General features: G+C 60.6%; 12 protein-coding genes. 9 read left to right on the forward strand and 3 right to left on the reverse strand.

Translation table 11 applies throughout. From position 1 onward, the window contains the following. Window positions 1-62 precede the first annotated feature (62 nt). Complete coding sequence (locus tag ACSQ1X_RS05125; protein ID WP_436056894.1) at window positions 63-857, reverse strand: hypothetical protein; 795 nt, start codon at window positions 855-857, stop codon at window positions 63-65. Window positions 858-1,233: 376 nt separating this feature from the next. Here ACSQ1X_RS05125 and ACSQ1X_RS05130 point away from each other — a divergent pair, with 376 nt between their 5' ends. Both ACSQ1X_RS05130 and ACSQ1X_RS05135 read left to right on the forward strand, forming a co-directional pair. Continuing rightward, on the forward strand, window positions 1,234-2,106 hold the full coding sequence (locus tag ACSQ1X_RS05130) for a DUF4839 domain-containing protein (protein WP_436056895.1): 873 nt from the start codon (window positions 1,234-1,236) through the stop codon (window positions 2,104-2,106). Window positions 2,107-2,416: 310 nt separating this feature from the next. Then, the gene (locus tag ACSQ1X_RS05135) at window positions 2,417-2,668 is read left to right on the forward strand and encodes a hypothetical protein (protein WP_436056896.1); all 252 of its coding nucleotides are present in this window, start codon (window positions 2,417-2,419) and stop codon (window positions 2,666-2,668) included. A gap of 221 nt (window positions 2,669-2,889) precedes the next feature. On the opposite strand, the gene ACSQ1X_RS05140 is transcribed toward ACSQ1X_RS05135, so the two are convergent. Then, window positions 2,890-3,639 (reverse strand): FadR/GntR family transcriptional regulator, encoded by a 750-nt coding sequence (locus tag ACSQ1X_RS05140; protein WP_436056897.1) that lies wholly within the window; start codon window positions 3,637-3,639, stop codon window positions 2,890-2,892. A 94-nt stretch (window positions 3,640-3,733) separates the two neighbouring features. Between ACSQ1X_RS05140 and ACSQ1X_RS05145 the strand changes: the two genes are divergently transcribed. The 7 genes from ACSQ1X_RS05145 (at window position 3,734) to ACSQ1X_RS05175 (ending at window position 13,333) form a co-directional block, all read left to right on the forward strand. Then, entirely contained in the window at window positions 3,734-4,612 is an 879-nt protein-coding gene (locus ACSQ1X_RS05145) for a carbon-nitrogen hydrolase family protein (RefSeq protein WP_436056898.1), read from the forward strand. Window positions 4,613-4,621: 9 nt separating this feature from the next. Beyond that, on the forward strand, window positions 4,622-5,971 hold the full coding sequence (locus ACSQ1X_RS05150) for an APC family permease (RefSeq protein WP_436056899.1): 1,350 nt from the start codon (window positions 4,622-4,624) through the stop codon (window positions 5,969-5,971). 50 nt (window positions 5,972-6,021) lie between these two features. After that, window positions 6,022-6,801, forward strand: a complete 780-nt coding sequence (locus tag ACSQ1X_RS05155; protein ID WP_436056900.1) for a carbon-nitrogen hydrolase family protein — start codon at window positions 6,022-6,024, stop codon at window positions 6,799-6,801. Between the two features lie 199 nt (window positions 6,802-7,000). Further along, the gene (locus tag ACSQ1X_RS05160; RefSeq protein WP_436056901.1) at window positions 7,001-8,095 is read left to right on the forward strand and encodes a hypothetical protein; all 1,095 of its coding nucleotides are present in this window, start codon (window positions 7,001-7,003) and stop codon (window positions 8,093-8,095) included. Continuing rightward, complete coding sequence (locus tag ACSQ1X_RS05165) at window positions 8,092-8,973, forward strand: restriction endonuclease (protein ID WP_436056902.1); 882 nt, start codon at window positions 8,092-8,094, stop codon at window positions 8,971-8,973. Before ACSQ1X_RS05160 ends, ACSQ1X_RS05165 begins: the two co-directional genes overlap by 4 nt. Before the next feature lie 322 nt (window positions 8,974-9,295). Beyond that, the gene (locus ACSQ1X_RS05170) at window positions 9,296-12,415 is read left to right on the forward strand and encodes a DUF3427 domain-containing protein (RefSeq protein ID WP_436059264.1); all 3,120 of its coding nucleotides are present in this window, start codon (window positions 9,296-9,298) and stop codon (window positions 12,413-12,415) included. Between the two features lie 462 nt (window positions 12,416-12,877). After that, window positions 12,878-13,333 carry a hypothetical protein gene (locus ACSQ1X_RS05175; RefSeq protein WP_436056903.1) on the forward strand — a complete coding sequence of 152 codons (456 nt, stop codon included), beginning with the start codon at window positions 12,878-12,880 and terminating at the stop codon, window positions 13,331-13,333. A gap of 523 nt (window positions 13,334-13,856) precedes the next feature. Here ACSQ1X_RS05175 and ACSQ1X_RS05180 read toward each other — a convergent pair. After that, complete coding sequence (locus ACSQ1X_RS05180; protein WP_436056904.1) at window positions 13,857-14,339, reverse strand: hypothetical protein; 483 nt, start codon at window positions 14,337-14,339, stop codon at window positions 13,857-13,859. Between the last annotated feature and the right edge of the window lie 345 nt (window positions 14,340-14,684).

Below are 14,684 nucleotides of genomic sequence, written 5' to 3' on the forward strand. Positions count from 1 at the left end.
TCGGCCACAAGGGGCCGCACATCTCCCCGTTACCCCTGCAGGAGCTCGAGCCGTGACGTGGGTCAGTTGATGACTTCGGCGTCGAAAATCTCGGCCTCTTCAGTCCTGTGTCCTGGCTTGGTCAGCTCCAGGCTGGCGAGGTGCTTTTGCAGCCGCTTGGACATGGGAAGGAATGTGCCCAAGGTGAGGCCTCCAGAGAACAGTGCACCGACGACGGGGATGGCCTTCGCGACTCCGCTGGCGAAGAGCTTCTTGGTCATGCTTACACCGAGATAGCCGGCGACCCTTTTCACGACCGGGTAGATGAGGCCCTTGGTGAGTGCTTGCTGCGGTAGTTTCTTAGCCACATTGGCGGCGATCATGCTCGCGACTTTTGCCACTCCACCCTGGGCGATCTGTACGCCGAACATCACACCCACGAACAGGATTAGCATGCTCTCGGTTGCCTCGTCGACTTCTTCGCCATCATCGGCGAACAGATCAGGCCAGCTGTAGATGTAGGCAAGCTTCTGGGCAATCCGAAGCAGGTGTCCCATATACTGCGCGAGGTCGGCTGGCACAGTGCCGATCATTGCCAGACCGCCGGGGATACCTGCGAGGGCTGAGAGGCCGGTGACCTTGCTCGTCTCATAGGCGATGGAGGTGTTTGCGACCTCAGCGATGACCTTGAGCGGGATACCCGCTGCCGCTGGACTCTCGGCGATTGCCCTTTCGATCTGTTCCTCGGTGCAGTGGCGTTTGAGCGCTGTTCGCAGGTAGGCGGCCCTACTGATCCTCACGCCCGGTAGCTTCGCCGCAGCGTCCAGCACCTGAGTGAAATTCGATCCTGGGTTCTCAATCTCTTGGGTTTCGGTCATGGGTAGATCGTAACGGTGGACTCCGACTTGCAACCTCATCTGTGAAGACTTTCCAACGGGAGGCGGCTATTTCCCAGCGCGTTCCAGCTCCAAGGAAGTGGTACACCCTTTTGCTGTCACAGACCGGCGGGTACTGACGCGAAGCGGTTCGACGCTCCAATGCGCTTAATCCAATGCGCTTAGCAGGACGAATTTATTGCACAGAGAAACTTACCGCCGGCCACAGTTATTCAGCCAGCTGTCCGAGTCCTGATTCGTAGAGGATGAGATCACGTTCTATGCTGATCGAGCCAACCGCGAAGTGCGCGGTGGGAACCAAATGGTGGCGAGTCTCCATTAGACCCAGGGCACTTCAGGTAAGGGGTTGGGGAGCCGCATGTCGGACGACATCAATTACGAATACAAATCCGTTCAGGCCGTGCGCGGTTTGGAGAGCCGCTCTATTGCTAAGGCGCAGAGGGAAGGCGGCTGGGAACTTTGCGACCAGACTCAAGGTAGGCTCCAGACCACGCTGAAGTTCCGGCGTGTAAAGCCAGAAACATTTTTGTCGAAAGCGTGGGGAGTGTTCCGGGGACTTGCGCCTGCGAAGCAACGGGTTGTCGCGGCAGGAATGGCCGTTCTCCTGTTGCTCGCTGCTGTAGGCATTGGAACCTCCGCAGCGCAGGAAAAGGCCGTCACTCAGTCGACCGAGTCGGCGGCAGCGAACGAGAAGTCCGCCCCGTCGCCTACTCCAACCTTGGCTGAGGAAACCGATCAGGTTATCACCCCCGGGAACAGCGCCACTAAGTCGACCGAGCCGGCGGCCGTGAGCGAGGAGTCGGCCCCGTCTCCTACTTCAACTTTGGCTGAGAAAACCGATCAGGCGATCAATGCCGAGAACAACAAAGACTTCGCGGCACTCTTGGTGGCCACCGACTACTGTGACCCCTCGATGGCGCAGTTCGCAGCCAACTACCAGGGCCGGGAAATTGAGTTCGACGGTTCAATCACGAACATGCAGCATCATGGGAACTATGACACCCGGTACGACATCCTTCTGGGTCCCGGCGACGCAGGGCCGAAGACCACGGTGGGGCCCGCATTCAAGTACGAAGACGTGAACATGTTCGACCTCAAATTAGCCGGCAAGAGCGTTCCGTCCTACGTGGCCGAGGGCGACACATTCCGGTTCACCGCCAAAGTTGGCGAGTACAAGCCCAACCAGGGATGTCTGTTCTTCCTCACCCCGGTCTCCACCACGGTGCGGTAGGAGCCACCGTCCTTACCACGAGTGGAGACCACACCGAGTGGATGCTAGGCGCTGCGCTCTTCGCCCTGGGATGCTTGCACCCGGCTGGGGAAGGAGTGAAGGCCGCGCCCCTTGTTGCTCGCAGTGCCATATGTCCGGCAGGAACTGGAATCCAGAACAAAATTGGCCCCTCGTCGATGAAAGACGCGGGAACCGTCAGTGGCATGCGGCTTCCGATTGCGAGACACACAACCGGGCCGGTGACAATTATGCGAAGCCGGTGCAGGTCCGGTTCCCTAAACACTCTCCTTCACTAACAGGAATCACAAAGATGCAGCACGACGCTGGGCCCGAACACGCGCAGGATGCTGAAAGCGAAGTGCCGGGCATGGTCCAACTTCGTTCCCGTTCCTTCCCCAGCTGCGCTCTGCTGGGCAAGCTCGCGGAGGGCTACGTTACCGCCGTGGCCGTCCCACACGTACGTCGTCCATCGGCCAAGATTTCGTTCGGCACCATCGGCTTTGCCAACGTACTGTTTGCCGTTGGTGGAGTCTGTGATGAGGTAAATCCCTTGGATCGCTGACAGCGCGCTACGCCAGTCGGCGTAGCGAGGATCGTCCACCCATGTCGCACAGTTGGTGGTAGCTGAGCAGCACGCCGTCAAAGCCTGGGAAATGGACCTTGTCCTGGTCCGCGATCTCCAGCACTGGCATGCGCGCGCCTGTCATTGAGCCGGCGTTCCGGTGCCAACTGCGGGGGTTGTCCCATTCGATAACGTGCTCGGGTTTGCTTCACAAAAGGAGGCTAATCCCCGCCCTCCGTCAAACCCATAAACATCGTCCGGTGAAGCACGTCCACGTGCTTTCGTGACACCTCCACGGCTTCACTTACATCGCCCGCCCGCAGCGCCGCCACCAGCGCCACATGGTCGCAGTTCGATTTGTGCAGCAGCTCGATGGGGTAGGGGATGAAGTAGGCGTAGAGCTCCGCCAAAGTCTCGTGGTAGGCCTCGACGGCGGTGCCCAGCCCCGACGCAGTGCCCACCAGCTGGTGGAACTGCTCATCTGCCTGGTGGTAGTCGGACCAGTCCGAGGACTCCGCCATGTCGCGGGTCAGCCGCTCGAGCTCATTCAGATGTTCGGCCGTGGCGTTGAGCGTCGCGTAGTGCGTCACAGCGCATTCAAACAGCAGCCTCCGGTCCACCAACCGGTTCACGGCCTGGGACTCGGCCGGTGACGCCGAGAGCTCGGCCAGCACGCTCCGCGGAGGCTCATCCGCCACGAAGGTTCCGCCGGCCCTGCCCCGGCGGCGGACCACCACACCCTGCTCCGCCAGGCTCGCCAGCGCGCGGCGGGCCGTGATCGGGCTGACCGACAGGCCCAGAGCCACGTCCTCCTGATCCGGGAGGCGCTCACCTGGTTTCAGCAGGCCCAACGAAATGGCCATGCCGATCCGCAGCCGGACGGCGTCGATGGCACTGCGGCGGTCGATGCCGGCCAACCTGCCGGCGCCGATGGGCGAGGAGTCGGCGGTGTCCTCCAACTGACGGGTCATATCCGCTACTTTACGGCCCAAACCCACCTCTTCCCATAATTGGATCATTCTGATCTAATATAGCTCAGATCACATCCCCAACGTGGAGATAACCATGCAACGCATCCTTCCCCTCATCGCAGCCCAGGCCCGGCCGCGGCTCATCGGCGAACCCGTCGCGGCCTTCGCGGACGAGGTCAAAGCCGCCCTCGCCGTCCAGCCCCACAGCAAGCTGGTGGTCTTCCCGGAGCTGCATCTGTTCGGGGACTCAGAGCCTGACCAGCAGCGCACCGAAATGCTCCAGGCCTCCGCCGAACCGCTGGACGGCCCCCGCGTAAAAGAGCTCAAACAGCTCGCAGCAGACCTCAAAATCTGGCTGGTCCCGGGCAGCGTGTGCGAACGCGGACCGGAAGGGCAGCTGTTCAACACCCAGCTGGTCCTGTCCCCGGAGGGAGAGCTTGCCGGCTACTACCGGAAGGTCTTCCCCTGGCGCCCGTTCGAGCCCTACGACCCCGGCGACCGGTTCACCACCGTGGACCTCGCTGGCATCTGCAGGGTGGGCCTGAACATCTGCTACGACGCATGGTTCCCGGAGGTGTCCCGCCAGCTCGCCTGGATGGGCGCCGAAGTCATCCTCAACGTCGTGAAAACCACGACGCCGGACCGCCAGCAGGAGCTGGTGCTCGCCAAGGCCAACGCCATCGTGAACCAGGTCTTCGTGGTCAGCGTCAACTGCGCCAGCCCCACCGGCAAGGGCCTGAGCATCATCGTCGACCCCGAGGGCAACACCCTCGCCGAGGCCCCCGATGACGCACCGGTGCTGCTCACAGCGGAACTGGACCTTGCCGCCGTCGAGCACGTCAGAACGCATGGCACCGAAAACCTCAACCGCCCCTGGTCTCAGTTCCGCGAGGGGGAACCCGCCGTCGAACTGCCCGTCTACCAGGGGCGGATCAGCCCGGCCACCTGGGCTCCCCAGTCCTTCAACGCCTAAGGAAACACCGTGACTACAACACTCACCCGCACGCTCAAACTGCCCAGCCTCGTCCTGTTCGGCCTGGCTTACCTGACCCCGCTGATCGTCCTGGGGATCTTCGGCATCATCGCCGAAACCACCGGCGGCGCATCCCCGGCCGCGTACCTGGTGGCCATGGTCGCCATGCTGTTCACGGCGCACAGCTACGGCCGGATGGCCATCGCGTACCCCGTGGCCGGTTCCGCCTACACCTACGTCCGCCGCTCCATCGATCCCCGGGTGGGGTTCCTGGTGGGCTGGGCCATCCTGCTGGACTACCTCTTCCTGCCCATGGTCATCTGGCTCATCGGCGGCTCGTACCTGACTGCGCAGTTCCCCGGCATCCCCATCGGGGTCTGGATCGTGGGCTTCATCCTCATCACCACGCTGCTGAACATCCTCGGCATCAAGGTGGCGGACAAGGCCAACTACGTGCTGATGGCGTTCCAGCTGCTGGTCATCGTGTTCTTTGTGGTGCTCTCCATCGGCAACGTGGTGTCCACCCAGGGCGCCGGCGGCCTGGCCAGCAGCCAGCCGTTCTTCAACGACACCTCCAGCTTCGCCACCATCTCCGCCGGTGCAGCCATCGCCGCCTACTCGTTCCTCGGGTTCGACGCCGTCACCACCCTCACCGAGGAGACCATCGAGCCGCGTAAGAACATGCCCCGCGCCATCATGCTGATCGCCCTGATCGGTGGCGGCATCTTCGTGACCGTGTCCTACGTGACGCAGTTGGTCCACCCCGGCGGGGTGTTCGAGGACTCGGCCTCTGCGGCCAGCTCCATCGCCCTGCAGATCGGCGGGCAGCTCTTCGGCGCCGTGTTCCTCGCCGGCCTGGTGGTGGCGCAGTTCGCCTCCGGCCTCGCCGCGCAGGCCAGCGCATCCCGCCTGCTGTACGCGATGGGCCGGGACTCCGTCCTGCCCAAGGCGGTCTTCGGCCGGCTGAGTGCGAAGTTCCACACCCCGGTGGTGAACCTGATTCTCACCGGCATTGTCGGGCTGATCGCGATGTTCCTGGATGTGGCCACCTCGACGTCGTTCATCAACTTCGGCGCCTTCACCGCCTTCACGCTGGTGAACGCGTCGGTGGTGTTCCACTATGTGCGCCAACGCCGTGCCGGGCACCAGCTCAACCCGGTGTCCTATGTGGCGGTCCCGGTGGTGGGAGCCATCATCTGTGCCTACCTGCTCTCCCAGCTGGACAGCAACGCTATTACGCTGGGAGTGTCCTGGCTGGTGCTGGGCGTGGTGGTGCTGGCTCTGATCACCCGTGGATTCAAGGCGGCACCGCCGGAGATGACGGCCACTGAAAAGGCGACGGTTGAGGCGGCTGCCTGAGCTCGAAGCCTAAGCTTGGATCGCCGCCTGACCAGAGGGAAGGAACAATCGTGAGGATAGCGCTCGGGCAGCTGGAGTCCGGGACCGACATTCAGGCCAACCTGGCTGCGATCGACCGGTTCACCGCGGAGGCCGCGCTCGACGGCGCCACGCTGGTCGCCTTCCCGGAATACGCCACCTACGAGAAGAAAAAGGTGGACGCGACGTTCCCCGAGATGGCCGAGCCGCTAGACGGCCCCGTCTGCCAGGAACTTTCCGCCATCGCCCGCCGCCACCGGATCGCGCTGGTGGCGGGCGTGGTGGAGACCTCGGACCAGCCGGGCAAGGCGTACAACACCCTGGTGGCTTTCGGGCCCGACGGCGGCCGGCTGGCTTTCTACCGAAAGATCCACCTTTTCGACGCGCAGGGCTTCGGGGAATCGACGTTCACCAAGCCGGGCCCGTCCACCACGCCGGTGGTTTTCGAGCACGGGGGAGCGCGCTTCGGCCTGATGACCTGCTACGATCTGCGGTTCCCGGAGCTGGCCAGGTCACTGGCCGACGCCGGCGCAGAAGTTCTGCTGGTCTGCTCATCGTGGGTGCCGGGCACCCACAAGACGGAGCAGTGGCTGGCGCTGAACGCGGCGCGGGCCATTGAGAACAGCGTGTACGTGGCAGGGGTGTGCCAGGCGCCACCGGTGTCGGTGGGCCGCAGCATTTTGGTTGATCCCATGGGGGTCGTTGAAGCCGACCTCGGGTTGCAGCCAGGGGTGCGGGCGGTGGAGGTCTCGATTGAGACGGTGGCGAGGGTGCGGGAGTTGTTCCCGATGTTCCGGCAGCGGCGGTTGTAGCAAGACTGCGGGTTGCCGTCACCAGGAAACCAAGGCGGGTTCCCCTGCAAGTGCAGGGAAGAGATGGCGACCGTTGCACCCGAGAAACCACCTGTGTCTGAAACGTCCAATAGTGCCTAAGAGGGGTCTTCAGCATTCACGAGTCAGATGTGCGACATATGCTAGGGAGGTCCTTCTCGATGTCAAAAAGGTGCGTGCATTGGAAACCTACGATCCGCGGAACGTCCCGCTCGATCAGCTGCTGCTTGATCCAAACAACTACAGGTTCAAGGGCGAAACAAACCGGCCCCTGATAGCCGAAAAGAAATTTGCCGACGCAACCGTTCAGCAGAAGACAAGCGAGAGACTGATACAGGATGGGCTAGCCGAACTGAAGAAATCCATCCTGTCTAACGGGTTCCTCCCCGTCGAGCGGATAGTTGTGAAGAACTTTGATCATGATCCTGAGGAGGGTGAGTATTTTGTCGTTCTCGAAGGTAATCGCAGGGTTGCCACATTACGGGAGATACAGAAAGATGCGGAGGCCGGCGTCGACATTCCTGAAGAAATCATCAAGGCGCTGGATGAAATTCCTGTTATTCTCCTAACCACCGATGACCCAAGTGCGTACTTGACCATTATGGGTGTGCGACACGTTGGAGGAATTAAGGAGTGGGGAGGATACCAAAGTGCAAAGCTGGTATTCGAGCTACGAAACGAACACATGCTGACGACTCCTGAAGTGGCAGCAAAGCTGGGGCTCAGCGCCCTGGAAGTAAATCGCCGTTTCAGAGCCTTTCAAGCTGTGGAGGAGATGCGCCTAAATGAAGAATACAGCGATTATGTGAGTACGGAGGTCTATCCTCTGTTTCATGAGGCGCTTTCGACTCCGAAGATCAGAGGTTGGCTGGGCTGGAATGAGGCTGAGAGCCGAACTGAGAACGAAGAGCATCGAGATATCTTCTACTCGTTGATTTCGCCGCATGAGGATGAGGACCAGAAGCAAAGGCCTCCGAAAATTACCTCCTATTCTCAGGTCCGCGAAATGAAGACCCTGCTGGATAACGAAGACGCCTACGACTCGTTGCTTGACTTGGAGAAGTCCTTCAGTGATGCCGTGGGCCTCGTAAAAGCAGACCAAGCCTCCAGAGACTGGATCGCTAAGGTGAAGGCGACAAATAAATCACTCGAGCACGTCGGGATCATGCAGATCAAGGGCCTCACTGGGAGGGAAATCTCCTTGTTGCAGGAACTTCGTCAGGTCGTCGATTCGATCTTGGAAACCCACGAAGCGAGCGCGTCAAAGACGAAATGACGAAGCGACTCCGCTCGAAAGTTATCCAACACATAGTCGAATCCTGGCCCCTTGATGCCCAGCCGCGTCCTTTGGCAGAGGTCCTTTACAAGCTCGCGGTTGACCACTTCCATACACCTGAAGCCGCTGCAGCTGAATTTGCGGAAGCACACGAGGCACTGTCGCTTACCGAGCTCGCCGGCCTTCGCGCTGAAGCAGATAACCAGGCCGTTCCTTGTCGGTTTGCCTTCAATGGGAAGATTGCCGATCACATCCAGGGAAGTTCCTTCATCGAACCTGAGGATAGCGACGCGACGCGGAAGGCGAAGGAACGGCGTCTCAACTACGAATCCTACGAAGGGTTTCTCCGGAACCTTCGGTGGGACGAGTTTGAGGCCTGCTGCAGGGGTATTCTAGCCCAGCTTGGTTGCCCCTCGCCCGAACTTACCGCTCTGAGCAATGACCAAGGAATCGACTTTTTTGGGAGGCTGTCACTTCGAGATCGATTGGGTAATCAGAGTATCTTGCCGAGTGTCGACTCAATGCTCGATGTATGGATGGTTGGTCAGGCCAAGCATTATCAGAAGACTCAGGTCTCAACGCCCGATCTCCGTGAACTCGTGGGCTCTGTTCAGCTTGCCCGCGCCAAGGCATTCGCCGACGGGGGAGCCGCACTGCAAGGACTCGATCTGAAGGTATGCGATCCCGTCTTCTACCTATTTTTTACAACTGGGACGATTAGCCGGGACGGCTACAAGCTGTTGGACGCGAGTGGGATGATCAGCATGAATGGGGCGCAAATAGCCGCTTTTCTTGCTGACAATGACATCGGAGTGGTGCAGGGAGTCTTTGATACAGCAGCTGCGGTCGTGTGGTTACAAAGCCACGGTCACGGCTAGCCCAAAGCGGCCATGTTTACGGAGTGTCCACCCGCCAGTAATGTCATCGTGAATCTGATTCGGTGCCTCCAGCTGCGCCGATGATTAGAGCCGCCAGTTTGGGCCCCAGCATACTTGGTAAACAATTTGAGGCCCTTGATCAGTGGTGTGCCGACCGTGGAGATCAGCCTGTCTGTAATCGTATTGGTGTCGGTGCACGGTGCCGAATCCATAGAACGAACGCATGATCTCCAATTCTTCGTTTCGCCGGTTGGCCTTTCGTGAATCAACCCCATACCCTGGCGCAGTGACTAACTTATTTGGGGGAGAGGCAGGAGAAAAGCTGCCCGAGGGTTTATACGAACTACTCAACACCGATGCACTGGGCCATCTCCTCAATGATGAGTCGGAGCTTCAGCCCAACTTCGCGGACTTAGCAGACGAAGACACTCCGGACATACTTTCCCGCCATGTGGCCGACGCTGTCCGCCAAGCCCTCGCCGCAACCAAACCAAGTGAGCGGGTCGGCCTGGCCAACCGCCTCCTTCAAGAACTGGACACCACGGACCGCATCGCCGAGGGCCCCACCCAGCTTCAGTCCCTCCACCGCCCGGACACCCTTAAACGCCGCAACCTGCGCCGGCCCACTACCAAGCTGAGCGACTCGGCCCTCCTCACCAACAGCAAGGACGACCCAAACCTCGCCGCGGAGCTCCGGGCCGAGATCGAATCCGCAAATACCGTAGACCTGCTTTGCGCGTTCGTCCGATGGACGGGCCTCCGCCTTCTCCAGCCGGCGCTTGAAGAGCTCAAGGAGCGTGGCGCAAAACTCCGAGTCCTCACCACCACGTACATGGGCGCCACGGAACGCCGCGCCATCGACGAGCTCGTCAACCGATATGGCGCCGAAGTGAAGATTAACTACGAAACCCAAGCCACGCGTCTCCACGCCAAGGCCTGGTTGTTCCGCAGGAACTCAGGCTTTGACACCGCCTACGTCGGCAGCTCCAACCTCAGCCAGGCTGCCCTCCTTGACGGCCTCGAGTGGAACGTCCGGCTCAGCTCAGTCGGCACACCAACACTGCTGCAGAAGTTCGAGGTCACCTTTGACAGCTACTGGGAGCAGCGCGCCTTCCAAAGCTACGATCCGGAACGCGACGGCGAAAAGCTGGACGCCGCACTGGAACGCAACGGCGGCCGGCGCACGGCAGTCCCAGGCGCGGCCACCGGGCTCGAAGTCCAGCCGTTCCTCCACCAGGAGGAGATGCTCGAGGATCTGGAAGCCGAGCGTCTCAAGGGCTTCAACCACAACCTCGTGGTCGCGGCCACCGGCACCGGCAAAACCGTCATTGCTGCCCTGGACTACAAGCGCCTGTGCGAATCGGACGGCCGCGATCTGAAGCTGCTCTTCGTCGCCCACCGCCAGGAAATCCTGAAACAGGCCATGCGCACCTACCGTGACGTCATGCAGGACGGCGCCTTCGGCGAACTCTATGTGGGGGAACACAAACCCAAGCAGTGGAAGCACATCTTCGCTTCCGTCCAGTCGCTGTCATCGCTCGGCATCGAACAGTTGGAGCCCGACTTCTTCGATGTCGTCGTGATTGATGAATTCCACCACGCCATGGCACCCACGTACCGGCGTCTGCTGGACCACCTGCAGCCGCAGCAGCTCCTCGGGCTCACCGCGACGCCGGAACGCGGCGACGGCGTCGACGTCGCCAAGCAGTTCTTCGACGGCCGCACTGCTAGCGAGCTGAGGCTGTGGGACGCCCTGGACGCTGACCTGCTGGTGCCGTTCCACTACTTCGGCGTCTCCGACGACGTCGACCTGAGCCAGCTGGAGTGGAAGCGCGGCAATTACGACACCACACAGCTGAACAACCTCTACACCGGCAACGATGCCCGCGCCGCGAAGGTGATTCGCGAACTCCGCGACAAGGTCACCAGCACCGACCACATGCGCGCCATCGGATTCTGCGTCTCGGTCCAGCATGCCCACTACATGGCCGAAGTTTTCAACCGGGCAGGTATCGCCTCCGTGGCGGTCGACGGCAGCACTGACGACGCCGACCGCGCAGCGGCGCTCGGGCGCCTCCGGCGGCGTGAGATCAACTGCATCTTCGCCGTCGACCTCTTCAACGAAGGCCTGGACCTGCCGCAGGTGGACACCATCCTGATGCTCCGGCCCACGCAGAGTGCCACGATCTTCCTCCAGCAGCTGGGACGCGGGCTGCGCCGTGCCGAGGGCAAGGCGGTGCTGACGGTCATGGATTTCATAGGCCAGCAACGGCGTGAGTTCCGCTTCGATCTGCGCTACCGGGCGCTGACCGGCTACGGCCGCAAGGAGCTGGAGAGGGCCGTCGAGGAAGAGTTCCCATACCTGCCCTCGGGCTCGCAGATCGTTCTGGACCGGGTGGCGCAGAAGGTAGTGCTGGACAACATCAAGGCACAGCTCCGATTCAACCGGGCTCAACTCGTCAGAGACATTGCTTCGTATGCTGAGACCGAGCTGGAGGCCTACCTGGAGCGGTCCGGGAACGACGTGAAGACGATCTACCGGTCGACCAAGGATTCGTGGACTGGCTACCTCCGCCAGGCCGGGCTCATCGAGGGACTCTCGCCCTTGGAGACCGCGCTCCGCGGCAAGATCGAGGCTCTGAAGGATGCCGATGAGAAGAAGCTCCTGGGCCGCATGGCTGCCCTGATCCACGTGGACGACTCGGAACGCGCCGAGGCGTACTCGATGCTGGTCGGCCCCGATGCGCCCCGCTACGCGGAGCTCGGGATGCGCGAGCAGACATTCGCCCGGATGCTGTTCTACACGCTGTGGGATGACGGCGGCGGTTTCAAGACTTACGACGCCGGACTGGACTACCTGCGCGGCTACCAGTTTGTCTGCAGCGAGATCCGCCAGATCGTGAAACTTGGAGTGGCCGCGTCCAAGCACGCCGCCAGGGGGCTAGGAGCGGGGCTGCAGCACGTTCCGCTGCTTTCGCATGCGACGTACCGGCGTGAAGAAGTCCTGGCGGCCCTGCAATATGGTTCGCTGGAGCTCGGTAAGAACGTGCAGCACCGTGAGGGCGTGGCCTGGTGCCCAGCGACGTCCACGGATGCCTTCTTTGTCACCCTCAGCAAAGACGACAAGAAGCATTCGGCCACGACAATGTACAAGGACTACGCCATCAGCCCGGAACTGTTCCACTGGGAGTCGCAGAATGCCACGTCGCCCAGCAGCCCGACCGGACGACGGTACCTTGACCGGACCTCGCACGGCTCGAAAGTTCTAATCTTCACTAGGGATACCGCGGACGACGAGACCGGACTGACCGTTCCCTATACATGCCTGGGCCAAGTGGACTACGTTCAGCACGCGGGCGAGAAGCCGATTGCGATTACGTGGAAGCTGCACCGGGCGATGCCTGCGGATGTGTACGCGACTGCGGCTGCCGTCGCCCAATAAGACCACCTTCGTTTCCCACGACCCGGAATCGTGGTCAAGAGATCATGTACCAAGAAGGTCACGCCTTGGTTGAGATCCAAGAGCTGATCTCGCGTGGTGGGACAACTTTCTGGGCCATGTGGTGTCGTTGGTACGCCTCTGACTCAGATTGGAGCGGTGCCCGAATCCTTCGGGTTCGCTACCGAGTTGAACGGCGAATACGTCATTTATAGATCGATCAAGTCTCTAATCCCTGGAGCCTGAATACATCGCTATCCAGTCCTGGCGCCAAGGTCCGTCTGACCAAATGGGCGGCTTCCATCGTGTATTCGAGCGGTGGCAGCTGAATAGACCCGCAGATCGAGTTGCTGCGCACTCAACTCGATTCTGTAAGCCCCGGCCTGGGATGCGAATGTCGCGTACCAGCCATAGACTCAGGAGGTCGACTTGGCTCCAGGGCCCACAGACGGAAAGGCGGTAAGAATGGCCGACGAATGGATCATAAAGAGTAGGCAGACCGGAGATACGTTCACGGACGAGCTGCACCTTTATTGGGAAGTCTCCGGAGATCCCATCACCGATGACTACTCGACGGACGAGATCGACGCGAGGGAGCTATACCGCATGTGGCGGCAGCGTTACCCGGAAGACGTGCAAGAGATCAGCTGGTACGTCATAGGTAGTCGTACGACCGAAGCCGCCCCGTTTCTGCGGGAGGACGAGCAGGACGAGGATTTCTTGACATTCTTCCGGCTGCCCATCCACGCCGACAGCGGCGCGAACCTCAATTTTCTTAGACTCCCGGTCGCAGACAAGCTGTGGCGACCCGGCCGCGGCGATAAGGGTGGATTCATTCAGGAAGCACTAGGGTGGAAGCCCTCGCCGTACCAGCTGACGGCCGACTTCTCACTGCTCGATCGAGCGGCGGGCGTCCGGTAGCGGTTCAGCGTTTGGGGATTCCCAGGAGGACCAGGTGCACTGCAGCACTCCTCCTTACAAGAAGAACTCGTCACATAGTGAGCTGTCAGGTTGCCTTGGTGACCCCACGCCACCAGAATCTGTCTGCAGGTGTGTCGTATCGCACTTGACGGGCTCTCCGGCGTCGGAGTCCGGACGACTCGGTTGTCTTGCCCTGCGCCGGGGAGGGCCACGTCTTCAGATCGTGTTGGGGAGAGGCACCTCATCGCGATGAGGCTGTCTCTGGCGATTGCGCGCGTCCCGTAGATCAGGAGTTTTTACCGCCCTTGTCCCCCAGCTCGCTGTTCACGGAGCCCGTGAGGTACTTTACTGCCGGTCAGCACCGACCTCTTGACCTGCACGGACAGGCCCGTCTACTTTCAGTACACTCAGGTTCCATTTCCAAGTTCTGGTCGATATCACGCTGATGACACGCCAGCCGACCATTTCGGCGGACCGGAATTAATTCCACTGCCGCAGCTTGTCCAACCTTTTGGGGCAGAAGCTATAAATGGGGAGCCTCATCATGCTTGTTTGCCTCCTCAAGCGACAATGTTCGGGCTGCATTGGCTTTCTCGTGCTGGCGCATTACCTTCGACAATTTCTTGCTTATTTTTTTGGGATTGGGGACTACCTTCTTATCGTGAATGCGCTGGATGACAGCCGAATTCGATTGGAAGGCCAACCCTTCGCTGGAAAGTAAGTCCTGGTCTGGTTCCATACTCCCGTCCTCCACCACGACTTGATAGACGGACCCACCGCCTGGCACATCCGTCTCGTCGGCCGTCCAGAGTTCGGCATATACGCGAGCTAGCTCTACGTCAGTAGTTAGATACACTTTGTCCGGCCGCTGAGCGATTTTGTTGGCTCCAGATGCAACCTGTGATTCGAGGGTCGTCGAACGGGCACCAGTCACGGGAGGCGGGAGTATCACGCCGCCCTCCAATAGTCCGGGTGCGCCACCGTGGAAGTAGTAGATGTCGGCCAATTGAACTCCTTATCGTGTGTGCTCTAACAGTAGTGAGTCGTACATTAGCGTCAACCACGACATGTGTACTGAGAAGCCTGCGATAGTATGAACTTTCGCCCCAGTTGGACCGAGGCTGGCGCACCACGTGTGTCGGTGGTGATGCGGCCCAATAGCATCTGCGGCAATTGGAGCTATGCGAGGTGGGGGAATTGGTTGCAGAACCGGCGATGCCGAGTCCAGGTACGCAGATCAAGGTAGATGGCCATTTAGTTACTGTGGTTTCGACAAGTGCTACATTGCACGGTGCCGATCTCGTCATCCGAGGTTCCGATGGAAGCCTCAGCGACGCCGCCCTTACACATG

Source organism: Arthrobacter sp. LjRoot78, from assembly GCF_964254335.1.
Lineage (GTDB): Bacteria > Actinomycetota > Actinomycetes > Actinomycetales > Micrococcaceae > Arthrobacter.